At 65.3% G+C, this 22,485-nt stretch carries 18 protein-coding genes; 13 read left to right on the forward strand and 5 right to left on the reverse strand.

Annotated features, from left to right (window positions below; translation table 11 throughout):
* Position 1 precedes the first annotated feature (1 nt).
* Entirely contained in the window at positions 2-3,283 is a 3,282-nt protein-coding gene (gene icmF / locus AC3QLZ_RS12490; protein ID WP_014236208.1) for a fused isobutyryl-CoA mutase/GTPase IcmF, read from the forward strand.
* Between the two features lie 357 nt (positions 3,284-3,640).
* On the opposite strand, the gene AC3QLZ_RS12495 is transcribed toward icmF, so the two are convergent.
* Both AC3QLZ_RS12495 and AC3QLZ_RS12500 read right to left on the reverse strand, forming a co-directional pair.
* Entirely contained in the window at positions 3,641-4,333 is a 693-nt protein-coding gene (locus tag AC3QLZ_RS12495) for a nitroreductase (protein ID WP_014236209.1), read from the reverse strand.
* A 38-nt stretch (positions 4,334-4,371) separates the two neighbouring features.
* Positions 4,372-5,046, reverse strand: coding sequence for a Crp/Fnr family transcriptional regulator (locus AC3QLZ_RS12500; RefSeq protein ID WP_014236210.1), 675 nt, complete (start codon positions 5,044-5,046; stop codon positions 4,372-4,374).
* A gap of 254 nt (positions 5,047-5,300) precedes the next feature.
* On the opposite strand from AC3QLZ_RS12500, the gene AC3QLZ_RS12505 reads away from it, so the two are divergent.
* From AC3QLZ_RS12505 to AC3QLZ_RS12545, 9 genes are all read left to right on the forward strand, one after another.
* Complete coding sequence (locus AC3QLZ_RS12505) at positions 5,301-7,280, forward strand: AMP-dependent synthetase/ligase (RefSeq protein WP_014236211.1); 1,980 nt, start codon at positions 5,301-5,303, stop codon at positions 7,278-7,280.
* Positions 7,281-7,298: 18 nt separating this feature from the next.
* Complete coding sequence (locus AC3QLZ_RS12510) at positions 7,299-8,099, forward strand: ABC transporter ATP-binding protein (RefSeq protein WP_014236212.1); 801 nt, start codon at positions 7,299-7,301, stop codon at positions 8,097-8,099.
* A 15-nt stretch (positions 8,100-8,114) separates the two neighbouring features.
* Complete coding sequence (locus tag AC3QLZ_RS12515) at positions 8,115-9,008, forward strand: branched-chain amino acid ABC transporter permease (protein WP_014236213.1); 894 nt, start codon at positions 8,115-8,117, stop codon at positions 9,006-9,008.
* Positions 9,009-9,023: 15 nt separating this feature from the next.
* Positions 9,024-10,091: a branched-chain amino acid ABC transporter permease gene (locus AC3QLZ_RS12520; RefSeq protein ID WP_014236214.1), complete on the forward strand. Its 1,068-nt coding sequence runs from the start codon at positions 9,024-9,026 to the stop codon at positions 10,089-10,091.
* Between the two features lie 55 nt (positions 10,092-10,146).
* Positions 10,147-11,475, forward strand: coding sequence for an ABC transporter substrate-binding protein (locus AC3QLZ_RS12525; RefSeq protein WP_014236215.1), 1,329 nt, complete (start codon positions 10,147-10,149; stop codon positions 11,473-11,475).
* A 77-nt stretch (positions 11,476-11,552) separates the two neighbouring features.
* Positions 11,553-12,389, forward strand: coding sequence for an ABC transporter ATP-binding protein (locus AC3QLZ_RS12530; protein WP_014236216.1), 837 nt, complete (start codon positions 11,553-11,555; stop codon positions 12,387-12,389).
* 162 nt (positions 12,390-12,551) lie between these two features.
* Positions 12,552-13,784, forward strand: a complete 1,233-nt coding sequence (locus tag AC3QLZ_RS12535; RefSeq protein ID WP_014236217.1) for a phenylacetate--CoA ligase family protein — start codon at positions 12,552-12,554, stop codon at positions 13,782-13,784.
* Positions 13,785-13,876: 92 nt separating this feature from the next.
* Positions 13,877-15,043 carry a CaiB/BaiF CoA transferase family protein gene (locus AC3QLZ_RS12540; protein ID WP_014236218.1) on the forward strand — a complete coding sequence of 389 codons (1,167 nt, stop codon included), beginning with the start codon at positions 13,877-13,879 and terminating at the stop codon, positions 15,041-15,043.
* Between the two features lie 131 nt (positions 15,044-15,174).
* Complete coding sequence (locus AC3QLZ_RS12545) at positions 15,175-16,782, forward strand: methyl-accepting chemotaxis protein (RefSeq protein WP_014236219.1); 1,608 nt, start codon at positions 15,175-15,177, stop codon at positions 16,780-16,782.
* Positions 16,783-16,860: 78 nt separating this feature from the next.
* Here AC3QLZ_RS12545 and AC3QLZ_RS12550 read toward each other — a convergent pair whose 3' ends face one another.
* A complete protein-coding gene (locus tag AC3QLZ_RS12550) occupies positions 16,861-17,277 on the reverse strand; it encodes a bacteriohemerythrin (RefSeq protein WP_014236220.1) in 417 nt (138 codons plus the stop codon).
* 123 nt (positions 17,278-17,400) lie between these two features.
* Between AC3QLZ_RS12550 and AC3QLZ_RS12555 the strand changes: the two genes are divergently transcribed.
* Genes AC3QLZ_RS12555 through AC3QLZ_RS12565 form a run of 3 tightly spaced genes read left to right on the forward strand, consistent with a single transcriptional unit; the run spans position 17,401 to position 19,414 of the window.
* Positions 17,401-18,297, forward strand: a complete 897-nt coding sequence (locus AC3QLZ_RS12555) for an AEC family transporter (RefSeq protein ID WP_014236221.1) — start codon at positions 17,401-17,403, stop codon at positions 18,295-18,297.
* Positions 18,298-18,344: 47 nt separating this feature from the next.
* Positions 18,345-18,833, forward strand: coding sequence for a glutathione peroxidase (locus tag AC3QLZ_RS12560; protein WP_014236222.1), 489 nt, complete (start codon positions 18,345-18,347; stop codon positions 18,831-18,833).
* Positions 18,830-19,414, forward strand: coding sequence for an SCO family protein (locus tag AC3QLZ_RS12565; RefSeq protein WP_014236223.1), 585 nt, complete (start codon positions 18,830-18,832; stop codon positions 19,412-19,414). Before AC3QLZ_RS12560 ends, AC3QLZ_RS12565 begins: the two co-directional genes overlap by 4 nt.
* A gap of 101 nt (positions 19,415-19,515) precedes the next feature.
* Here AC3QLZ_RS12565 and rpoH read toward each other — a convergent pair whose 3' ends face one another.
* Together rpoH and ilvD are read right to left on the reverse strand one after the other, a co-directional pair.
* Positions 19,516-20,373 (reverse strand): RNA polymerase sigma factor RpoH, encoded by an 858-nt coding sequence (gene rpoH, locus AC3QLZ_RS12570; RefSeq protein ID WP_014236224.1) that lies wholly within the window; start codon positions 20,371-20,373, stop codon positions 19,516-19,518.
* Between the two features lie 195 nt (positions 20,374-20,568).
* Positions 20,569-22,428, reverse strand: a complete 1,860-nt coding sequence (gene ilvD, locus AC3QLZ_RS12575; RefSeq protein WP_014236225.1) for a dihydroxy-acid dehydratase — start codon at positions 22,426-22,428, stop codon at positions 20,569-20,571.
* Between the last annotated feature and the right edge of the window lie 57 nt (positions 22,429-22,485).

A 22,485-nucleotide genomic window follows, 5' to 3' on the forward strand; every position in this document is an offset into this window, starting at 1 on the left:
CATGACCGACCTCTCCATCGCCAAGAAAATCGTCCCCTACAAGCCGAAGAACAAGGTGCGCTTCATCACCGCCGCCTCCCTCTTCGACGGCCATGACGCCTCCATCAACATCATGCGGCGCATCCTGCAGTCCACCGGCTCCGAGGTGATCCACCTGGGCCACAACCGTTCCGTCGGCGACATCGTCAATGCGGCCCTGCAGGAAGACGTGCAGGGCATCGCCATCACCTCCTACCAGGGCGGCCACGTCGAGTTCTTCAAGTACATGATCGACCTGCTGAAGGAAAACGGCGGCGAGAACATCAAGGTCTTCGGCGGCGGCGGCGGCGTCATCGTGCCCTCCGAGATCAAGGAACTGCACGAATACGGCGTGACCCGCATCTATTCGCCGGAAGACGGCCAGCACCTGGGCCTGCAGGGCATGATCAACGACGTGGTGGAGCAGTCCGACTACAACCTCACCACCCTGGCGCCCCAGAAGCCCGAGGAAGTCATGGCGGCCCTGCAGTCCGGCAACCGCCGCGCCCTGGCCCGCATCGTCTCCGCCCTGGAAAACGGCGCCTACCCCGAAGGCCTGCGCAAGCAGATCGTCGAAGCCGCCGCTCTGGTGGCCACCACCCCGACCCTGGGCATCACCGGTACCGGCGGTGCCGGCAAGTCCTCCCTCACCGACGAACTGGTGCGCCGCTTCCGCCTGGACCAGGAAGACGGGCTCAAGCTGGCCATCATCTCCATCGACCCCTCGCGCAAGCGCACCGGCGGCGCCCTGCTGGGCGACCGCATCCGCATGAATGCCATCGAGCATCCCAACATCTTCATGCGCTCCCTGGCCACCCGGGAGACCGGTTCCGAGATTTCCGCCGCCCTGCCCGAGGTCATCGCCGCCTGCAAGCTTTCCGGTTTCGACCTCATCATCGTCGAGACCTCCGGCATCGGCCAGGGCGACGCCGCCATCGTGCCCCTGGTGGATGCCTCCCTCTACGTCATGACCCCCGAGTTCGGTGCTGCTTCCCAGCTCGAGAAGATCGACATGCTGGACTTTGCCGATTTCGTCGCCATCAACAAGTTCGACCGCAAGGGCGCCGAAGATGCCCTGCGCGACGTGCGCAAGCAGTACCAGCGCAATCGGGAGCTGTTCACCCAGTCCCCCGACGAAATGCCCGTGTTCGGCACCATGGCCGCCCGCTTCAACGACGACGGCGTTACCGCCTTGTACCAGGCCATCCTGCCCAAGCTGGTGGAGTTCGGCCTCAAGGCCAAGGCCGGCAAGCTGCCCGTGGTGACGGTCAAGGAATCCTCCCGCGGCCGCGCCATCGTGCCGGTGGAGCGCACCCGTTACCTGGCCGAGATCGCCGACACCCTGCGCGCCTACCACAAGCATACCGAAGAGCAGGTGAAGATCGCCCGGGAGCGCCAGTCCCTGCGCATTTCCAAGGACCTCTTCAACAGCTACGACGAGGCTGCCAAGGCCGCCCTGCCCAAGTTCGACGAGCTCATCGCCTGCAAGGAAAGCGAGCTGGACGCCAAGGCCAAGAAACTGCTCGACATGTGGCCCGACACGGTCAAGGCCTACTCCGGCGACGAGTACGTGGTGAAAATCCGCGACAAGGAAATCCGCACCAAGCTGGTCTCCGAGTCCCTCTCCGGCACCAAGATCAAGAAGGTGGTGCTGCCCCGCTTCACCGACGATGGCGAGACCCTGCGTTTCCTGATGAAGGAAAACGTCCCCGGCTCCTTCCCCTACACCGCCGGCGTCTTTGCCTTCAAGCGCGAGGGTGAGGACCCCACCCGCATGTTTGCCGGCGAGGGCGATGCCTTCCGCACCAACCGCCGCTTCAAGAAGGTGTCTGAAGGCATGCCGGCCCACCGCCTGTCCACCGCCTTCGACTCCGTCACCCTGTACGGCTGCGACCCGGATGTGCGTCCCGACATCTACGGCAAGATCGGCAACTCCGGCGTTTCCATTGCCACCCTGGACGACATGAAGGTGCTGTACTCGGGCTTCGACCTGGTCTGCCCCACCACCTCCGTCTCCATGACCATCAACGGTCCGGCACCCATCATCCTGGCCTGCTTCTTCAACACCGCCATCGACCAGCAGCTGGACAAGTTCCGCGCCGACAACGGCCGCGAGCCCACGGAAGACGAAGCCGAGAAGATCCGCGAGTGGGTGCTGGCCTCCGTGCGCGGCACGGTGCAGGCCGACATCCTCAAGGAAGACCAGGGCCAGAACACCTGCATCTTCTCAACCGAGTTCGCCCTGAAGATGATGGGCGACATCCAGGAGTTTTTCGTGCACAACCAGGTGCAGAACTTCTACTCGGTCTCCATCTCCGGTTACCACATCGCCGAAGCGGGTGCGAACCCTATCTCCCAGCTGGCCTTCACCCTGGCCAACGGCTTCACCTACGTGGAGTCCTACCTGGCCCGGGGCATGCACATCGACGACTTCGCGCCCAACCTGTCCTTCTTCTTCTCCAACGGCATGGACCCGGAATACTCCGTCATCGGCCGGGTGGCGCGCCGCATCTGGGCCGTGGCCATGAAGAACAAGTACGGCGCCAACGAGCGCAGCCAGAAGCTGAAGTACCACATCCAGACTTCCGGCCGTTCCCTGCATGCCCAGGAGATGGACTTCAACGACATCCGCACCACGCTGCAGGCCCTCATCGCCATCTACGACAACTGCAACTCCTTGCACACCAACGCCTACGACGAGGCCATCACCACCCCGACCGAAGAGTCGGTGCGCCGCGCCATGGCCATCCAGCTCATCATCAACCGGGAATGGGGTGTCGCCAAGAACGAGAACCCCAACCAGGGCGCCTTCATCATCGATGAGCTGACCGACCTGGTGGAAGAGGCCGTGCTCAAGGAGTTCGAGGCCATCGCCTCCCGCGGCGGCGTCCTCGGTGCCATGGAAACCGGCTACCAGCGCGGCAAGATCCAGGAAGAGTCGCTCTACTACGAGCACAAGAAGCACGACGGCTCCTACCCCATCATCGGCGTAAACACCTTCTTGAATCCCAAGGGCAGCGCCCAGGTGGAGATCGAGCTGGCCCGTTCCACCGAAGAGGAGAAGCAGTCCCAGATCGCCCGCCTCAAGGACTTCCACCAGCGCAATGCCGACAAGGCACCGGCCATGCTGGCCAAGCTGAAGCAGACGGTGATCGAGAACGGCAACGTCTTCGCCGTGCTGGTGGAGGCGGTGCGGGTCTGCTCCCTAGGCCAGATCACCGGTGCCCTCTACGAGGTGGGCGGCCAGTACCGGCGCAGCATGTAAGGCCCCGGCCGGGGCAGCCGCGGCCCGGGCGGGCCGCCTGTACCGGCCTCGTCCAAGGAATAAACCAAAGGAGAAAAAGGAGACAGCGTCGGCATTGCCCCAGGGCAGGCCGGCTCCAAGAAGAACCTCTGCTGTGTTTGCGAACCGGGCCTGGTGCCCGGTTTTTTTTCGCCCCTGCCGGGAGGCAGAAGGGACGGCATTTCTGAGCCTGTCTGGCCTGAGAGTCAGGCGGATACTGGGCTATGGCGGTGCCATTGCCAGGTGGCAACAAAAACGCCGGCCCCGGGCCATGGGCCCTGCAGGTCGGCGTCCTTTCCTTCTTGTGGCGGGGATGTCAGTCCGCCGCCGCGCTCTGCCTTAGTCGCAGAAACGCACCCACTCTTCCAGGGGCGCGCGCTCGGTGCGCAGTTTGTTCTCCGGCTTGCTTTCGTCCGCATAGCCCAGGGCCATGCCGCACACCACCATCTCGTTTTCCGGCAGGTTCAGCTGTTCGCCGATGATGCGGTGGAACTGGGTGAAGGCGGCCTGGGGGCAGGTGTCCAGGCCCCGGGCCCGGGCGGCCAGCATGATGGTCTGCACGAACATGCCGTAATCGAACCAGCTGCCCTGCTGCATGATGCGGTCGATGGTGAAGATGAGGCCCACCGGCGCATCGAAGAAGGTGTAGTTGCGACCGTGCTGAGCATGCATGCGGGCGGCGTCGCCCTTCTTGATGTCGAGCAGACCGTAGAGATCCAGGCCCACCTTGCGCCGGCGGTCGATGTAGGGGGAGACCCATTTGGCCGGGTAGTAGGGATATTCCTCGGTATGGGTCTGGGCCTCTTCCGGATCGTTGTAGGCGGCGAGTATTTTCTGGGACAGCTGGTCCTTGGCGTTGCCGGTCAGCACGTACACCTTCCACGGCTGCACATTGGTGCCGGAAGGAGCGCGGGAGGAGATGCGCAGGATCTCCTCCAGGGTTTCCCGGGGCACCGGCGTGGGCAGGAAGGCCCGCACGGAACGACGGGAATCGATGGTTTCATCGACGAGGCGTTGGCGATCGGTGGTCATGAATTTTCCTTGTCTCTCTCAGTGTGGGGTGAAGCGAATCAGGCGCCGAAGCGGCGCAGTCCTTCCAGGTCGATGACGGTAACGCCGCCATACTCGACCCGCAGCAGGCCGTGCTCCTCCAGCAGCTTGAGGGCCTGGTTGGCCCGCTGCCGGGAGACTCCGGCCAGGTAGCCGATTTCCTCCTGGGAAATCTGCAACTGGGGCCCGATGCCCGGGTAGAGCACGGGATTGAAAAGGGAGGCGACGCAGCGGGCGATGCGGGCGTCGGTTTCCAGCAGCCGGTCCATTTCCACCCGGCCGATGAACTGGCCGAGACGCTCGTTGAGCTGGTTGAGCAGGAAGCGGTTGAAGGGAATGCTGTGGTCCAGCAGCCACTGGAAAGTGGTGCGGCTCATACAGGCCACCTGGGAGTCGCGCAGGGCCACCACGTCGTAGCGGCGGGGTTCGTTCTTGAGCATGGAGCCCTCGCCGAACCAGCCGCCGGCGGGCACCCCGGTGAAGGTGGCGGTTTTGCCGGTGACGCCGTGACTGGCGATTTTCACCAGGCCGTCGATGACCCCGAGCCAGTAATCCACGGGCTCACCCTTGTAACAGACGAATCCTCCCGCCGGAATGCGGCGCACAAAAGTGCCGGCCTCGATTCGGGCGAATTCCTCGCCAGTCAGTTCCCTGCCCCAGGTGGTGCTGTGCAACAACTCGGAGAGCGTCAGCATTTATTTAGCCAATTGTCAGGTCGACGACAATTATAGCCATGACGCGTCGCTAAATTGAGACCAAATGCCAGCCGGCGACCCTCCTCGATGAGGTGTTCGACCAGGGTGGAGGAGACAAGCCGGAGCAGGGTTACCGGGAAGACCGGAGCCCCGTTCCAACACCGAAGCAGAACCCGGAATTTCCCATCAGGGAAGGGCCGGACAAAACCGCAAGCCGGCATCGGTTATGCGGGGATAACAATGGAGGAGATGTTATGCCGGAAGTGGCTTCTTCCCAGGCGGCGCACACCCGTAATCTGACGGGTGAGACCTTCCCGCGCCTGCTCTTTCACCATGCCCAGGTGCGGGGCCAGCACCCCGCCATGCGCGAGAAACATCTCGGCATCTGGCAGACCTGGACCTGGGCCGAGGTGGCCGAGAACGTCCGGGCCCTGGCTTGCGGCCTGGCCGAGCTGGGCTTCAAGCGCGGCGACAACCTGGCCATCATCGGCGACAACCGTCCGCGCCTGTACATGACCATGGCGGCGGTGCAGAGCCTCGGCGGCGTGCCGGTGCCCCTGTATCAGGACGCGGTGGCCAACGAGATGCTGTTCGTGCTCCAGGATGCGGGCATCCGCTTCGCCATCGTCGAGGACCAGGAACAGGTGGACAAGCTGCTCGAAGTGCGGGAGCAGCTGCCCCAGCTGGACCACATCATCTACGACGATCCCCGGGGCATGCGTCACTACAACCAGCCCTTCATCCATGACATCGAAGCCGTCATGGCCATGGGCCGCATCCACCACCAGAACCATCCCGATTTCCTCGAACGGGAAATCGAGCAGGGCGTCGCCACCGACACCGGTGTCATGCTCTACACCTCGGGTACCACCGGCAAGCCCAAGGGCGTCTGCTTGGCCCACCAAGCCTTCATCGCCGCCGCCAAAGGCGGATGCCAGTTCGACCAGCTGACGCAGGACGAGGATATCCTCTCCTACCTGCCCATGGCCTGGGTCGGCGACCACCTGTTCTCCTTTGCCCAGGCTCTGGTGGCCGGCTTCACCATCAACTGTCCCGAGTCCGGCGACACGGTGATGACCGACCTGCGGGAGATCGGCCCCACCTACTACTTCGCTCCGCCCCGGGTGTTCGAGAACCTGCTGACCCAGGTGATGATCCGCATGGAGGACGCCGGCGCCATCAAGCACAAGCTGTTCGCCTGGGCCATGGACGTGGCCAAGCGCTGCGGCGCCGAGATCCTGGACGGCAAGCCCGTTTCCGGCAGCGACCGGCTGGCCTACGCCGTGGCCAACCTGCTGGTGATCGGGCCCCTCAAGAACGTCCTGGGCATGAGCCGCATCCGCGTCGCCTACACCGCCGGCGCTGCCATCGGTCCGGACCTGTTCCGTTTCTACCGCTCCATTGGCGTGAACCTGAAGCAGCTCTACGGCCAGACCGAGACCTGCGCCTACGTCTGCCTGCAGCCCGACGGCCAGATCAAGCTGGATTCCGTTGGCAAGCCGGCTCCCGGGGTGGAGGTGAAGATCGCCGACAACGGCGAGATCCTGGTCAAGGGGCCCATGCTGCTCAAGGAGTACTACCAGCGTCCCGATGCCACCGCCGAGGCCATCAACGGCGAGGGCTACTTCATGACCGGCGATGCGGGCTTCTTCGACGAGGATGGTCACCTGAAGATCATCGACCGGGCCAAGGACGTGGGCAAGATGGCCAACGGCGCCATGTTTGCCCCCAACTACATCGAGAACAAGCTCAAGTTCTTCCAGTACGTGAAGGAGGCGGTGGCCTTTGGCAACGGCCGCGAGCAGGTGTGCGCCTTCATCAACATCGACATGGGCGCCGTCGGCAACTGGGCCGAGCGCCGCGGCATCTCCTACTCCGGCTACACCGACCTGGCCGCCAAGCCCGACGTGTACAACCTGATCCAGGAGTGCGTCGAGGAGGTCAATGCCCAGCTGGTGCACGACGGCATGCTGGCCGACTCCCAGATCCACCGCTTCCTCATCCTGCACAAGGAACTGGACCCGGACGACGACGAACTGACCCGGACCCGCAAGGTGCGGCGCAACTTCGTCTCGGAAAAGTACGCGGTGCTGATCGACGCCTTCTACGCAGGCAAGACATCCCAGTTCATCGAGACCCAGGTGAAATTCGAAGACGGCCGCGTCGGCAAGGTGGCGGCGGATCTGGTGATCCGTGATGCCAAGACCTTCCCCGTGGTGCGCCAGGCCGCCTAATCCCGAACGGAGCGTTTCATGAGCGAACAAAACCAGAATGGGCGCCGGGTCGGCGAGGTGATCCTCGACCTGCAGAACATCTCCCTGCGCTTCGGCGGGGTGAAGGCCCTCACCGACATTTCCTTCAACGTGAAGGAACACGAGATCCGCGCCATCATCGGCCCCAACGGCGCCGGCAAGAGCTCCATGCTCAACGTCATCAACGGGGTGTACCACCCCCAGGAAGGCCGCATCGTCTTCCACGGCGAAGAGCGCAAGAAGATGGAGCCCCACATGGCGGCCACCCAGGGCATCGCCCGCACCTTCCAGAACATCGCCCTGTTCAAGGGCATGAGCGTGCTCGACAACATCATGACCGGGCGCATCACCAAGATGAAGTGCGGCTTCCTGGAGCAGGCCCTGTACCTGGGCCGGGCTCAGAAGGAAGAGCTGGCCCACCGGGAGAAGGTGGAGGAGGTCATCGACTTCCTGGAAATCCAGCACATCCGCAAGACCCCGGTGGGGCGCCTGCCCTACGGCCTGCAGAAGCGGGTAGAGCTGGGCCGGGCCCTGGCCGCCGAGCCTTCCCTGCTGCTGCTGGACGAGCCCATGGCCGGCATGAACGTGGAAGAGAAACAGGACATGTGCCGCTTCATCCTGGATGTGAACGACCAGTTCGGCACCACCATCGTCCTCATCGAGCACGACATGGGCGTGGTGATGGACATCTCCGACCGGATGGTGGTCCTGGATTACGGCAAGAAGATCGGCGACGGCACGCCTGACGATGTGCGCAACAACCAGGAGGTGATTTCCGCCTACCTGGGCGTGGCCCACTAAAAGGAGGAACGGAATATGCAATTCTTTTTCGAAGTGCTGATCGGCGGCCTGCTCTCGGGGGTGATGTACTCCTTCGTGGCCCTGGGCTTCGTCATGATCTACAAGGCATCCGGCGTCTTCAATTTCGCCCAGGGCGCCATGGTCTTCTTCGCCGCCCTGACTTTCGTCGGCTTCCAGGAAATGGGGGCGCCCTTCTGGCTGGCCCTGATCCTGGCCTTCGGCGCCATGGTGCTGCTGGGCATCGCCACCGAGCGCATCGTCCTGCGGCCCCTGGTGAACCAGCCCCACATCACCCTGTTCATGGCCACCATCGGCCTCACCTTCTTCGTCGAAGGCCTGGCCCAGGGCATCTGGGGCTCCACCGTGCGCGGCCTGGACCTGGGCATCCAGGACGAGCCCATCGAGTGGATCATGGACAAGGCGGGCATCCTGGTTTCCAGCTTCGACCTCTTCGCCGCCGGCGTTGCCGCGGCCCTGGTCACCCTGCTGGCCCTGTTCTTCCAATACACCCGGGTGGGCCGCGCCCTGCGGGCCGTGGCGGACGACCACCAGGCGGCCCTCTCCATCGGCATCCCGCTGCAGAACATCTGGCGCATCGTCTGGGCCGTGGCCGGCTTCGTCGCCCTGGTGGCGGGCCTGCTCTGGGGCGCCCGCAACGGGGTCCAGTTCGCGCTCACCTTCACCGCCCTGAAAGCCTTGCCGGTATTGATTCTCGGCGGCTTCACCTCGGTCCCCGGCGCCATCGTCGGCGGCCTCATCATCGGTTCCACCGAGAAGCTGGCGGAAGTGTATCTGGGGGGCTATGTGGGCGGCGGCATCGACTCCTGGTTCCCCTATGTGATGGCCCTCGCCTTCCTGCTGATCCGGCCCGAAGGCCTGTTCGGCGAGAAGCACATCGACCGGGTTTAAGGAGAGGACAAAACCATGCTTTACCGTGAAGCCGGACAATTCAAGACCAGCTACGCTGCCGACCAGCAGATCTTTCCCATCCGCCAGGACCGTATCGCCATCGGCCTGATCCTGGTGGTGGCGGCCCTGGTGGTGCCCATGGTGGCGAGCGAATACTGGATCAAGGCCATCCTGATCCCCTTCCTCATCTTTTCCCTGGCGGCCCTGGGCCTCAACATCCTCACCGGCTACGCCGGCCAGCTGTCCCTGGGCTCCGCCGCCTTCATGGCGGTGGGGGCCTTCGCCGCCTACAACTTCATGGGCCGCATCGAGGGCATGCCGGTGCTGCTGGCCTTCGTTGGCGGCGGCCTCTCGGCGGCGGCCGTGGGCATTCTCTTCGGCCTGCCGTCCCTGCGCATCAAGGGCTTCTACCTGGCGGTGGCGACCCTGGCGGCCCAGTTCTTCATCGTCTGGGCCCTGACCAAGTTTGGCTGGTTCTCCATGGATTCCTCCTCCGGCGTCATCACCGCCCAGGAGATCCAGATTCTCGGCTACCGCTTCGACACGCCCATTTCCCTCTACCTGCTGGTGCTGACCATCGTGGCGGTGATGGCACTGGCGGCCAAGAACATGGTGCGCAGCTCCGTCGGCCGGGCCTGGATGGCGGTGCGGGATATGGACGTGGCGGCCGAGGTGATCGGCATCCGCATCATGCACACCAAGCTCCTGGCCTTCGCCATCAGCTCCTTCTACTGCGGTGTCGCCGGCGCCCTCTACGCCTATGCCTACCTGGGCACGGTGGAGCCGGAAGGTTTCAACCTGGACCTGTCCTTCAAGATCCTGTTCATGATCATCATCGGCGGGGTGGGCTCCATCATGGGCTCCTTCCTCGGCGCGGCCTTCATCGTGCTGCTGCCGATTTTCCTGGACGTGCTGATCCAGGATTTCCTCACCGGCCTCCTGCCCCCCAGCATCAGCTCCAACCTGCAGCTGATGGTCTTCGGCGGGCTCATCATCTTCTTCCTCATCGTCGAGCCCCACGGCCTGGCGAGACTGTGGCAGATCGGCAAGGAAAAGCTGCGTCTGTGGCCTTTCCCCCACTAACCCAGGCATTGGAAGTCAAAGCAGCACCCACATAATCAGTAGAGGAGACAAGACAATGAAAGTGAAAACCATCGCCCTGTTCGCTGCCGCGGTAGCCTCCGCAGCGGTTTCCGGTTCCGTCCTGGCCCAGGCCAAGGAACAGTTCATCGGCCTGCCTTCCTACCGGGTCGGTCCCTATGCGGCCGGCGGCTCCGGCATCTACGGCGGCTGGATCGACTACATGACCCTGGTCAACGAGCGGGACGGCGGCATCAACGGCGTCAAGCTGACCTGGGAAGAATGCGAGACCGAGTACAACAACGCCCGCGGCGTGGAGTGCTATGAGCGGCTGAAGAAGAAGGGCGCCACCGGCAACACCACCTTCCAGCCCCTGTCCACCGGCATCACCTATTCGGTGCTGGACAAGGTGGCCCAGGACAAGATCCCCATGGTGACCATCGGCTACGGCCGTACCGACGCGGCTGACGGCCGGGTCTTCCCCTGGGTCTTCCCCATGATCACCACCTACTGGTCCCAGGCCACCGGCATGGTCAAGTACATCGGCCAGAAGGAAGGCGGCCTGGACAAGCTCAAGGGCAAGAAGATCGTCTATCTCTACCACGACTCCGCCTTCGGCAAGGAAGGCATCCCGGTGCTGGAAAAGCAGGCCGCCAAGCACGGCTTCAACCTGAAGACCATCCCCGTGGCCCACCCGGGCAACGAGCAGCAGTCCCAGTGGCTGACCATCCGCCAGGAGCGTCCCGACTGGGTGATCCTGTGGGGCTGGGGCGTGATGAACCCGACAGCCCTCAAGGCCGCCGCCAAGACCGGCTTCCCGCGGGAGAAGATGGTGGGCGTGTGGTGGTCCGGTGCCGAGGAAGACACCGTGCCCGCCGGCGATGCCGCCAAGGGCTTCACCGCCGCCGGCTTCAACGTGGCCGGCACCAACTACCCGGTGGTGAAGGCGATCCAGGACAACGTCTACAAGAAGAACAAGGGCAACATGGAAGACAAGTCCCGGGTCGGCTCCGTCTATTACAACCGGGGCGTGGTGCACGGCATCATCACCGTGGAAGCCATCCGTGTCGCCCAGGAGAAGTTCGGCAAGGGCAAGCCCCTTACCGCCGAGCAGGCCCGCTGGGGCTTCGAGCATCTGCAGATCGATGCCAAGCGCCTCAAGGAACTGGGAGCCGAAGGCTTCATGCCCGACCTGACCATCACCTGCGCCGACCACGAAGGTTCCGGCAAGGTGAAGTTCCAGCAGTGGGACGGCAAGGCCTGGAAGGTGGTTTCCGACTGGGTCGATGCGGACAAGGACATGGTCCGTCCCATGATCGAGGAATCCGCCGGCAAGTACGCCAAGGAAAAGGGCATCACCCCGCGTGACTGCAGCAAGGAAGGCTGAGGCGCCCTAGCGACCTGAGCCCGGGACGGGGCCGGCAGGCCCCGTCCCCCCGCCCCAAGAGAAGGGAATCTAAGCCTATGAACACGACCACTCAAGCCACCCCGGCCGCCCCGGAGAACTACCTCAGCATCAACAACATCGAGGTCATCTACGACCACGTGATCCTGGTGCTGAAGGGCGTCTCCCTGACGGTGCCCAAGGGCAAGATCGTGGCCCTGCTGGGCGCCAACGGCGCCGGCAAGAGCACCACCCTGAAAGCCATCTCCAACCTGCTGCACGCCGAACGGGGCGACGTCACCAAGGGCAGCGTGGAGTTCAAGGGCACCCGGGTGGATCAGCTGACCCCCAACGAACTCGTCAAGCGGGGCGTCATCCAGGTCATGGAAGGACGCCACTGCTTCGCCCACCTCTCCATCGAGGAAAACCTGCTCACCGGCGCCTACACCCGGGGCAACTCCCGGGCCGAGCTGAAGCAGAACCTGGAGATGGTGTACCACTACTTCCCGCGCCTGAAGACCCGGCGCACTTCCCAGGCCGGCTACACCTCCGGCGGCGAACAGCAGATGTGCGCCATCGGCCGCGCCCTCATGGCCAAGCCGGAAATGATCCTGCTGGACGAGCCCTCCATGGGCCTGGCGCCCCAGATCGTCGAGGAAATCTTCGAGATCGTGAAGGACCTCAACTCCCGGGAGAACGTCAGTTTCCTCCTGGCCGAGCAGAACACCATGGTGGCCCTGCGCTACGCCGACCTGGGCTACATCCTGGAAAACGGCCGGGTGGTGATGGAAGGGGACGCCAAGGAACTGGCCTCCAACGAGGACGTGAAGGAGTTCTACCTGGGGCTGTCGTCGGCGGGGCGCAAGAGCTTCAAGGACGTCAAGCACTACCGCCGCCGCAAACGCTGGCTCTCGTGAGAAGGCCGTGCGCGCTGCAATACGTCGTTGCTTATCCGCTTATGTGCCCGGTGCACACGGCGCGGATGCGCGCCTAGTCTTGCAGCGCTACTTGGCCGTCTCAGGACCTGTCTCGCGTCGGAACAAAAACAGAATTGATGAGCGTCGATTAAGGAACGCCAGATGAAATACTACGACTCCCTGGAAACCCGCGATCCTGAGGAACGGGAGCGCTCACTGATGGAGCGGCTGCCGCGGCAGGTGGCCCACGCCAAGCTGCATTCGCCGTACTTCGCGCGGCTGCTGGCGGAGGTCAATCCCAATGACATCCACAACCGTGCCGCCCTGGCCCGCCTGCCGGTGACGCGCAAGAGCGACCTGGTGCATCTGCAGCGGGAGCAGGCGCCCTTCGGCGGCATCAATGCGACGCCTCTCTCCGGGCTCTCCCGGGTCTATGCCTCCCCCGGGCCCATCTACGATCCGGAAGGGCGGGGCCAGGACTGGTGGCGTTTCGCCCGGGCCCTGCACGGCGCCGGCTTCCGCGCCGGAGAGCTGATCCACAACACCTTTTCCTACCACTTCACCCCGGCCGGCTTCATGCTGGAAGGGGCTGCCCACAAGCTGGGCTGCCCGGTATTTCCCGCCGGCATCGGCCAGACCGAGATGCAGGTGCAGGCCATCAACGACCTGAAGCCGGCGGCCTACGTCGGCACGCCCTCCTTCCTCAAGATCATCCTGGAGAAGGCGGACGAGCTGAAGGCCGACGCCACGTCCCTGACCAAGGCCCTGGTCTCCGGCGAGGCCCTGCCGCCTTCCCTGCGCCAGGCTCTCAACGCCCGCGGCATCACGGTGCGCCAGTGCTACGCCACGGCAGACCTGGGCATGATCGCCTACGAATCCGAGGCCCAGCAGGGGCTGACCCTGGACGAGGACGTGCTGATGGAAATCGTCCGTCCCGGCACCGGCGATCCGGTGGCCGACGGCGAGGTGGGGGAGGTGCTCATCACCACCTTCAACCTGGACTACCCCCTGCTTCGTTTCGCCACCGGCGACCTGTCCGCCGTGCTGCCCGGCATCTCCCCTTGCGGCCGCACCAACGTGCGCATCAAGGGCTGGCTGGGACGTGCCGACCAGACCACCAAGGTCAAAGGCATGTTCGTCCATCCGCACCAGGTGGCGGCGGTGGTCAAGCGCCATCCGGAAATCGGCAAGGCCCGCCTGGTGGTGGACAATGCCCTCGGCCAGGACCGCATGGTCCTGCACTGCGAGAGCGGGCGGGGCGACGACGTGCTCGGCGACGCGGTGGTCGCCAGCATTCGGGACGTCACCAAGCTGCGCGGCGAAGTCAGATTCGTCAGCCCCGGCGACCTGCCCAACGACGGCAAGGTCATCGAGGACATCCGCACCTACGAATAAATACAAACCCACCCCGACCCCACGGGAAAGCGACGGGGTGGCGTCCGACCGGCGCCACCCCGTTTTATTGTCTTCAATCCCAGCGAGCAAACATGGCCAGCAAGCCCCTGCAAGGTGTCCGCATCCTCGACCTGACCCGCCTCCTGCCCGGCCCGGTGGCCACCCTGCATCTGGCCGACCTGGGGGCCGACGTGATCAAGATCGAAGACCACGGCGCCGGCGATTACGCCCGCACCATGGGCGACGGCCCCGAGGGGGTCAGCGTCTTCTACCGGGCCGTGAACCGCAACAAGCGGGGCCTGCGCCTGGACCTGAAAAATCCCGAAGGGGCGGCCCTGTTCCGGCGCCTGGCGGCGGAGGCCGACGTGGTCATCGAGAGCTTCCGCCCCGGCGTCATGGACAAGCTGGGCGTGGGCTACGAGGCTCTGTGCAGCCTCAATCCCCGCCTGGTGTTCTGTGCCATCACCGGCTACGGCCAGAGCGGTCCCCTGGCCCTGGCGGCGGGCCACGACCTCAACTACATCGGCTACGCCGGCATCCTCGACCAGATCGGCGTGGACGGTGGCCAGCCGGCCATTCCCAACCTGCAGATCGGCGATCTGCTGGGCGGTGCCATGAGCGCCGTGATGGGCATCCTGGCGGCCCTCTTCGATGCCCGGCGCAGCGGCCAGGGGCGTTTCGTGGACGTCTCCATGAGCGATGCGGCCCTGGCCCACAACCTCTTCCCCCTGTTCGCCCTGCAAGGCGGGGCGGGCGTTGCGGAGCGGGGCCGGGACATGCTCAGCGGCGGCGATGCGGGCTACGGCGTCTACGCCACGGCGGATGGCCGCTACATGGCGGTGGCGCCCCTGGAGCGCAAGTTCTGGGACCTCTTCTGCGACACCCTCGGCCAGCCCCGGTGGAAGGCCCGCCATGGCGCCACCGGGGCCGAGGCCAGGGCCATGCGGGCAGAGCTGGAGACCCTTTTCGCCAGCCAGCCCCAGTCCTACTGGACGGAAAAGTTCGCCCGGGTCGATTGCTGCGTCACGCCGGTGCTGACCGTGGCCGAGGCCCTGGCCCATCCCCACTTCCAGGCCCGGGGCATGGGCTTCCAGGCTGACGGCATTACCCAGTACGGGCCGCCGGTGCGCCTCTCCGACATGCCGGTCGAGCCGGTGCGGCCGGCGCCGGCGCCCGGGGAGCATGGCCAGGCCATCCTGGCCGAGTTCGGGGTGACGGCGGAGGAATTGCAGCGCCTGCAGAATCTGGGGGTGGTTTGAGGAGATGGCGGCATGACAGGAAATGTCAGGGTGCGGTCAGGCAAAAAGCGGACATAATCCCTATCCTCATCGCAGGTAATATGCGATAAGTTATAGCCATATTGCATGGTTTGATTGGAAAAGGGATAAAAATGACGATCGCCAAACGCCTCGCCCTCCTCATCCTGCTGGCGGTGGCCGGCCTCATCGTGGTCGGCGGTTTCGGCCTGAAAGAGATGGGGGCCATCAATGCCAACCTGGAGTATGCCCACGAGAACTCCATCCCCAGCATCCGCAAGGTGGCCAGCATGGAATCCAATTTCCTGCGCCTGCGCACCCAGATGCTGGTGTTTCTCCTCAGTACGGAAGAGCAGCGGCCGGCGGTGGAACAGCGCATCGAAGGCGCCAAGAAGGATCTGCTCCAGGCCCTGCAGGATTACGAGAAGCTGATCAGCGACGACAAGGATCGCCAGTACCTGGAAACCAGCAAAGCCCTGGTGAAGGAGTACTACGCCCTGATCGACCCGGCCATCGCCGATACCAAGGCCGGGCATGGGGAAAAAGCCAAGAACGGTATGGGCCAGGCCGGCGAGGTGTCCAAGCGCCTGGCAGAGAACGTCGAAGCCCACAGCAAGTACAACGAGCATCTGGCCGAAGAGGAAGTGCGCAAGGCCGGCGAGGCTTATCAAACCGGCAAGGTGATCTCCATCGTGGTGATCCTGCTGTGTACCGCCGGCGTCGCCGGGCTCGGTTTCATGGTCTACCGCCATGTGGACAGCTCCCTCGGCAACATGGTCTCCATGTTCTCCCGCATCGAGAAGGAGCTGGATTTCACCGGTCGCCTGGAGGTCCGCGGCACCGATGAAGTGGCCCAGGCCTCTTCCGCCTTCAACCGCCTGCTGGACCGTTTGCAGGCCAGCTTCCGGGAAATCAGCAACCATACCGATGCGGTGAACAATGCCGCCAACCGGGTGGCCACCGCTTCCCACCAGATGTCCATCGCCTCCGGCCACCAGAGCGAAGCTGCTTCCAGCATGGCCGCCACGGTGGAGGAGATGACCGTCAGCATCACCCATGTGGCCGACCGGGCCGGCGAGGCCAATCAGCTTTCCTCCGCTTCCGGCGCACTGGCGCACAAGGGCGAGGGCATCATCGGCGACACGGTGCAGGGCATCAACGGCATTGCCGAAACGGTGCGCAACGCCTCCGAGCAGATCGCCCGCCTGGAACAGCAGAGCGAGCGCATCAACAACGTGGTGGCAGTGATCAAGGAAGTGGCCGACCAGACCAACCTGCTGGCCCTCAACGCCGCCATCGAGGCAGCCCGGGCCGGCGAGCAGGGCCGCGGCTTCGCCGTGGTGGCCGACGAAGTGCGCAAGCTGGCCGAGCGCACCACCCAGTCCACCCAGGAAATCGCCAGTACCATCCTGGAGATGCAGGCAGGCGCCCAGGCTGCCGTCCATGGCATCCACGCCGTGGTGGAAAAGGTGGACGAGGGCGTCTCCCGGGCCGAGCAGGCCAACGAGGCGATCCAGGAAATCGGCGAGGGTTCGCGCAAGACGGTGGACATGGTGGGCGACATTTCCGATGCCATCCGGGAGCAGAGCATGGCCAGCACCGCCATTGCCCAGCAGGTGGAGAAGATTGCCCAGATGTCCGAGGAGAACAGCGCCGCCGCCCAATCCACCTCCGACACCGCCGGCGAACTGGCCCACCTGGCCCAGGAGATGCAGCAGGTGGTGGCCCAGTACCGCCTCTAAGCCGGAACTGCTGCGACAAAAAAGGCGCCCGCGGGCGCCTTTTTTCCTGGGTGGCCGCCACGGCGGCCAGGCTGGGGCCTAGCTGCGTTCTGCGACAAAGGCGCCAAAGCGCTGGTCGGCCACCTGGATATGGTTGATCAGCCACTTGGCCAGGAAGCGGGAAAGATCCAGGCTGGCCGAAGGCTCGCCCACTTCCACCCGCAGTTCCATTTCCCCCACCTGCAGCAGCAGTTCCCGGTGCAGTTCCCGGTGGGCCGGCAGGGCAGGGTAGGCGGCCGCCTCCATCAGGGCCTCCTCGCTGGCGAAGTGGGTGCGGGTGTATTCCAGCAGCTCGGCCACCGCTCGGCGGGCCTCGTTCTGGGCCGTGTCGCCGTCCTGCTCCAGGGCCTGCTGGATGCGGGCGACGATGGCGAACAGCTGCTGGTGCTCCTGGTCCACCTGGGGGATGCCCACATGGTACTGGGGGCCAAACTGGACAATGGCGTTGTCGCGCATGATCGATTCCCTGAATGTTGTTTGGCGCCATTCTCCCACGGCGGCACCAGCCTTCGGCGTGACCGAATTCACTATGCGGCAAAGGCCAAGGGGTGCTTTCTCCGGCCTCGGTAGAATGTCGCCATGACCACCGCCCTCCTGCTCCTGCCCGATTTCTGCCTGATCCTCCTGGGATTGCTGCTGCGCCGCTACATGCATCTGGGGGATCATTTCTGGGCCGGCATCGAGAAGCTGGTCTATTTCATCCTCTTCCCCGCCCTGCTGGTCAATGCGGTGCTGAAGACCCGCCTGGACCTGGCGGCGGCGGCGCCCCTGCTGGCCACCGCCCTGCTCTCCATGGGCGCGGGCATGGTGCTGAGCTGGGCCGGCCTCAAGTGTTTCCGCCTCAAGCCCCTGGTGCTGGCCTCCCTCTTCCAGTGCGGCTATCGCTTCAATTCCTACATCGCCCTGGCGGCGGCGGGGCTGCTCTTCGGCACCCCGGGCATCGCCACCATGGGCCTCATCATCGGCGCCGCCGTGCCCCTGGCCAACCTGTCGGCGGTGTGGATGCTGGCCCGCCACGGCGAGGCCGGTGCCCTGCGGGAGGTGGCCCGCAATCCCCTGATCTGGGCCACCGCCTCCGGCTTCCTGCTCAACCTGACCGGCTTCGTGCCGCCGGCGCCCCTGCAGATGTTCCTCTCCCGCCTGGGGGACGCCTCCATCGCCCTGGGCCTCCTGGCCGTGGGGGCGGCCCTGCGCCTGCGGGGCCAGGCCGAGGTGCGTTCCGCCTCCTTCTACATCCTGGGGGTCAAGCTCCTGCTGCTGCCCCTGGTGGCCATCTTCGCCGGCCCCCTGCTGGGGCTGTCCGGCCTCTACTACCACGTGGCCATCCTCTTCGCCGCCCTGCCCACGGCCTCCTCGGCCTACATCCTGGCCATGCGCATGGGGGGCGACGGGCAGAGCGTGGCCTGGCTCATCTCCGCCTCCACCCTGGCCTCCATGCTGACCATGCCCCTCTGGATGAGCCGCTTCCTGGGCTGAGGGGCGGGCTGGGGTAAAGTGGCGGCTTCTCCACCGGGGTTTGCGCCATGACGACCGTCTTCGATTTTTCCGTCCGCCGTGCCGACGGCAGCCAGCAGTCCCTGGCCGATTACCGGGGGCAGGTGCTGCTCATCGTCAATACGGCCAGCCGTTGCGGCTTCACGCCCCAGTATGCGGGTCTGGAGGCCCTTTACCGGCGCTACCGGGAGCAGGGCCTGACGGTGCTGGCCTTTCCCTGCAACCAGTTCGGCGCCCAGGAGCCGGGCAGCGCCGAGGAGATCGCCAGTTTCTGCTCCCTCAACTACGACGTCAGCTTTCCCGTCTTCGCCCGTATCGAGGTCAACGGTCCCCAGGCCGATCCGCTCTTCCGCTGGCTCAAGCAGGAGCAGCCCGGCTGGCTCGGCACGGCCGCGATCAAGTGGAATTTCACCAAGTTCCTGGTGGACCGGCAGGGCCGGGCGGTGGGGCGCTATGGGCCCATGACCAAGCCGGAAGCCCTGGCCCGGGCCATTGAGGCCCGCCTGGCGCTGCCGTGAAGCACCTCCTCCTCTGGGTGGCGCTGTGCTGGGGCCTGACGGCCTGCTCGCCGCCCCAGCCTTTTCACCATACCGATCTCAGCGGTGCCACCTTCGCCGCCGAGTTCCCGCGCGCCCTGGCGGACCAGGGCGGCCAGCCCCGGCGTCTGGCGGACTTCCGCGGCCGGGTGGTGATCCTCTTCTTCGGCTACACCTCCTGCCCCGATATCTGCCCCACCGCCCTGGCCCGCTTCGCCGCGGTGCGGGAGGCCCTGGGGGAGGAGCGGCAGCGGCTGCAGGTGTTGTTCGTCACCCTGGACCCGGAGCGGGACAGCCCGGCCCGCCTGGGCGAGTACGTCACCTGGTTCGACCCGTCCTTCCTCGGCCTGTGGGGCGACCGGGAAACCCTGGCCCGGACCGTGGCCGAGTTCCGCATCACCGCCGTGCGCCAGGAGGTGGGCGGCGGCCTGGGCTACACCCTGGATCACACGGCCGGCGCCTACGTCTACGATCCCCGGGGACGGCTGCGGCTCCTCATTCCGGATAACGCCCAGATGCCCGCCGTGGTGGCGGACCTGCGCCGGTTGCTGCGTGAGGACTGAGCCGGGGCCGCGGTCGGGCAAAGGATCGGGCAAAGGATCGGGCAAAGAAAAAGGCCGGCCCCTGACGGGAGCCGGCCTTCTTGCCGCGGGATGCCGGGCGTTCAGGCTGCCAGCAGGCCCTTCATCTTCTGCAGGGCCTTGACCTCGATCTGGCGGATGCGCTCGGCGGAAACGCCGAATTCGGCTGCCAGGTCGTGCAGGGTGGCCGGGTTTTCCTCGTCCAGCCAGCGGGCTTCGACGATGCGCCGGCTGCGCTCGTCCAGGCCGGCCAGGGCCTGTTGCAGGCCGTCGCTCTGCAGCCGGTCGTATTCCCGGGCTTCCAGCACCTGGGTCGGCTCGGCGGCACTGTCGGCCAGGTAGGCGATGGGTGCCACCCGGTTGTCGTCCTCGTCATCCGGCGAGCCGTCCAGGGCCAGGTCGCGGCCACCCATGCGGGTTTCCATTTCCACCACTTCCTCGGCCTTGACCCCCAGCTTGTAGGCGATCTCGTCCACTTCGGCCGGGGTCAGGGTGTCGCTGCTGGCCTTGAGGCTGCGCAGGTTGAAGAACAGCTTGCGCTGGGCCTTGGTGGTGGCCACTTTGACCAGGCGCCAGTTCTTCAGGATGTATTCGTGGATTTCAGCCTTGATCCAGTGCATGGCGAAAGACACCAGACGCACGCCGCGGCTGGGGTCGAAGCGCTTCACCGCCTTCATCAGGCCGATGTTGCCTTCCTGGATCAGGTCCGCATGGGGCAGGCCGTAACCCAGGTAACCCCGGGCGATGGCGATGACCAGACGCAGATGGGAGAGCACCAATTGACGTGCAGCATCCACGTCGTCTTCCTCGCGGAGACGGCGGGCCAGGGCGAATTCCTCAGCCTCGCTCAGCATCGGGAAGCGCCGAGCCGCCTGGATGTAGGCATCCAGGTTGCCTACCGCAGAGGGCAGGCCATGAGACAGGGTCAAAGCTTGGGTCATAGGGTGGGTCCTCCTTGAACTTCTTGTGCACAGTTTAGCACTCACGTCAGTAGAGTGCTAACGGGGCGAAAAGTTCAGCCAACCATTATAAGAATCAAGGTGTTGAGCGTCTTGCCGGCCTGGGGCCGGCAAAGAAAAACCCGGCCCCGGGCATGTGCCTGGGGCCGGGTTCCGGTGGCCTCGCTGCGGGCGGGCTTACTTGGACTTGGTCAGCTGGCCCAGGTCGCGCACGGCGCCCTTGTCGGCGGAGGTGGCCATCAGGGCGTAGGCCTGCAGGGCCTTGGAAACGACGCGGCCCCGTTCTTCCGTGGGCTTCCAGGCCTTGTCACCCTTGGCGTTTTCCTCGGCGCGGCGCTTTTCCAGCTCGGCATCGGAGACCGCCAGATGGATGCGGCGGCCGGGGATGTCGATCTCGATGGTGTCGCCGGTGCGCACCAGGCCGATGGCGCCGCCCTCGGCCGCTTCCGGGGAAGCGTGGCCGATGGAGAGGCCGGAGGTGCCGCCGGAGAAGCGGCCGTCGGTGAGCAGGGCGCATTCCTTGCCCAGGCCGCGGCTCTTCAGATAGCTGGTGGGGTAGAGCATTTCCTGCATGCCGGGGCCGCCCTTGGGGCCTTCGTAGCGGATCACCACCACGTCGCCGGCCACCACTTCGCCGCCCAGGATGGCGGTGACGGCGGAATCCTGGCTCTCATAGACCTTGGCCTTGCCGGTGAATTTCCAGATGGATTCATCGACGCCGGCGGTCTTCACGATGCAGCCGTCGAGGGCGATGTTGCCATGCAGGACGGCCAGGCCGCCTTCCTTGCTGTAGGCGTGGGCCACGTTGCGGATGCAGCCGTTGCTGCGGTCCTGGTCCAGCTCGGTGTAGCGGCGGTCCTGGCTGAAGGCGGTCTGGGTGGGAATGCCGCCGGGGGCGGCGCGGAAGAATTCCAGGGTGCGCTGGGAGCCGGCGCGCTGCACGTCGTAGGTGTCGATGGCTTCGCCCAGGGTGTGGCAGTGCACGGTGGGGGTGTCGCGGTGGATCAGACCGCCGCGGGACAGTTCGCCCAGAATGGCCATGATGCCGCCGGCCCGGTGCACGTCCTCGATGTGGTAGTCCTGGGTGGCCGGGGCCACCTTGCACAGGCAGGGCACCTTGCGGGAGATGGCGTCGATGTCGGCCATGGTGAAGGTGACGCCGGCTTCCTGGGCGGTGGCCAGCAGGTGCAGCACGGTGTTGGTGGAGCCGCCCATGGCCACGTCCAGGGCGAAGGCATTCTCGAAGGCCTTCTGGTTGGCGATGGAGCGGGGCAGCACGGAGGCGTCGTTCTCTTCGTACCAGCGCTGGGCCAGACGCACGATGCGGCGGCCGGCTTCGAGGAAGAGGCCCTTGCGGTCGGCGTGGGTGGCCACCAGGGTGCCGTTGCCGGGCAGGGACAGACCCAGGGCTTCGGTCAGGCAGTTCATGGAGTTGGCGGTGAACATGCCGGAACAGGAGCCGCAGGTGGGGCAGGCGGAGCGCTCGAATTCCTCGACTTCCGCGTCGGAGCAGTTGCTGTCGCCGGCCTTGATCATGGCGTCGATCAGATCGACAGCGATGGTCTTGCCTTCCCACTTCACCTTGCCCGCTTCCATGGGGCCGCCGGAGACGAAGATGGTGGGGATGTTGACCCGCATAGCGGCCATCAGCATGCCCGGGGTGATCTTGTCGCAGTTGGAGATGCACACCATGGCGTCGGCACAGTGGGCGTTCACCATGTATTCCACGGAGTCGGCGATCAGGTCCCGGGAGGGCAGGCTGTAGAGCATGCCGTCGTGGCCCATGGCGATGCCGTCGTCGATGGCGATGGTGTTGAATTCCTTGGCGATGCCGCCGGCCGCCTCGATCTCCCGGGCCACCAGCTGGCCCAGGTCCTTCAGGTGTACGTGGCCGGGCACGAACTGGGTGAAGGAGTTCACCACGGCAATGATGGGCTTGCCGAAATCGCCGTCCTTCATGCCGGTGGCGCGCCACAGGGCGCGGGCGCCGGCCATGTTGCGGCCGTGGGTGGAGGTGCGGGAACGATAGGCGGGCATAGTCGGGTCTCCAGACAACGTAGGCTGCCCGGAACCGGTCCGGGCGGCTGAAAATCA

It is taken from the genome of Azospira sp. MPR-LB4, assembly GCF_058809525.1.

Excerpts from the sequence above, each read along its gene's own strand:
- AC3QLZ_RS12520 (WP_014236214.1), top strand. The coding sequence starts at position 9,024 with ATGCTTTACCGTGAAGCCGGACAATTCAAGACCAGCTACGCTGCCGAC.
- AC3QLZ_RS12555 (WP_014236221.1), top strand. The coding sequence starts at position 17,401 with ATGACCACCGCCCTCCTGCTCCTGCCCGATTTCTGCCTGATCCTCCTG.
- AC3QLZ_RS12535 (WP_014236217.1), top strand. The coding sequence starts at position 12,552 with ATGAAATACTACGACTCCCTGGAAACCCGCGATCCTGAGGAACGGGAG.
- ilvD (WP_014236225.1), bottom strand. The coding sequence starts at position 22,428 with ATGCCCGCCTATCGTTCCCGCACCTCCACCCACGGCCGCAACATGGCC.
- AC3QLZ_RS12525 (WP_014236215.1), top strand. The coding sequence starts at position 10,147 with ATGAAAGTGAAAACCATCGCCCTGTTCGCTGCCGCGGTAGCCTCCGCA.
- AC3QLZ_RS12560 (WP_014236222.1), top strand. The coding sequence starts at position 18,345 with ATGACGACCGTCTTCGATTTTTCCGTCCGCCGTGCCGACGGCAGCCAG.
- AC3QLZ_RS12530 (WP_014236216.1), top strand. The coding sequence starts at position 11,553 with ATGAACACGACCACTCAAGCCACCCCGGCCGCCCCGGAGAACTACCTC.
- AC3QLZ_RS12495 (WP_014236209.1), bottom strand. The coding sequence starts at position 4,333 with ATGACCACCGATCGCCAACGCCTCGTCGATGAAACCATCGATTCCCGT.
- AC3QLZ_RS12545 (WP_014236219.1), top strand. The coding sequence starts at position 15,175 with ATGACGATCGCCAAACGCCTCGCCCTCCTCATCCTGCTGGCGGTGGCC.
- AC3QLZ_RS12505 (WP_014236211.1), top strand. The coding sequence starts at position 5,301 with ATGCCGGAAGTGGCTTCTTCCCAGGCGGCGCACACCCGTAATCTGACG.
- rpoH (WP_014236224.1), bottom strand. The coding sequence starts at position 20,373 with ATGACCCAAGCTTTGACCCTGTCTCATGGCCTGCCCTCTGCGGTAGGC.
- icmF (WP_014236208.1), top strand. The coding sequence starts at position 2 with ATGACCGACCTCTCCATCGCCAAGAAAATCGTCCCCTACAAGCCGAAG.
- AC3QLZ_RS12500 (WP_014236210.1), bottom strand. The coding sequence starts at position 5,046 with ATGCTGACGCTCTCCGAGTTGTTGCACAGCACCACCTGGGGCAGGGAA.
- AC3QLZ_RS12550 (WP_014236220.1), bottom strand. The coding sequence starts at position 17,277 with ATGCGCGACAACGCCATTGTCCAGTTTGGCCCCCAGTACCATGTGGGC.
- AC3QLZ_RS12540 (WP_014236218.1), top strand. The coding sequence starts at position 13,877 with ATGGCCAGCAAGCCCCTGCAAGGTGTCCGCATCCTCGACCTGACCCGC.
- AC3QLZ_RS12510 (WP_014236212.1), top strand. The coding sequence starts at position 7,299 with ATGAGCGAACAAAACCAGAATGGGCGCCGGGTCGGCGAGGTGATCCTC.
- AC3QLZ_RS12515 (WP_014236213.1), top strand. The coding sequence starts at position 8,115 with ATGCAATTCTTTTTCGAAGTGCTGATCGGCGGCCTGCTCTCGGGGGTG.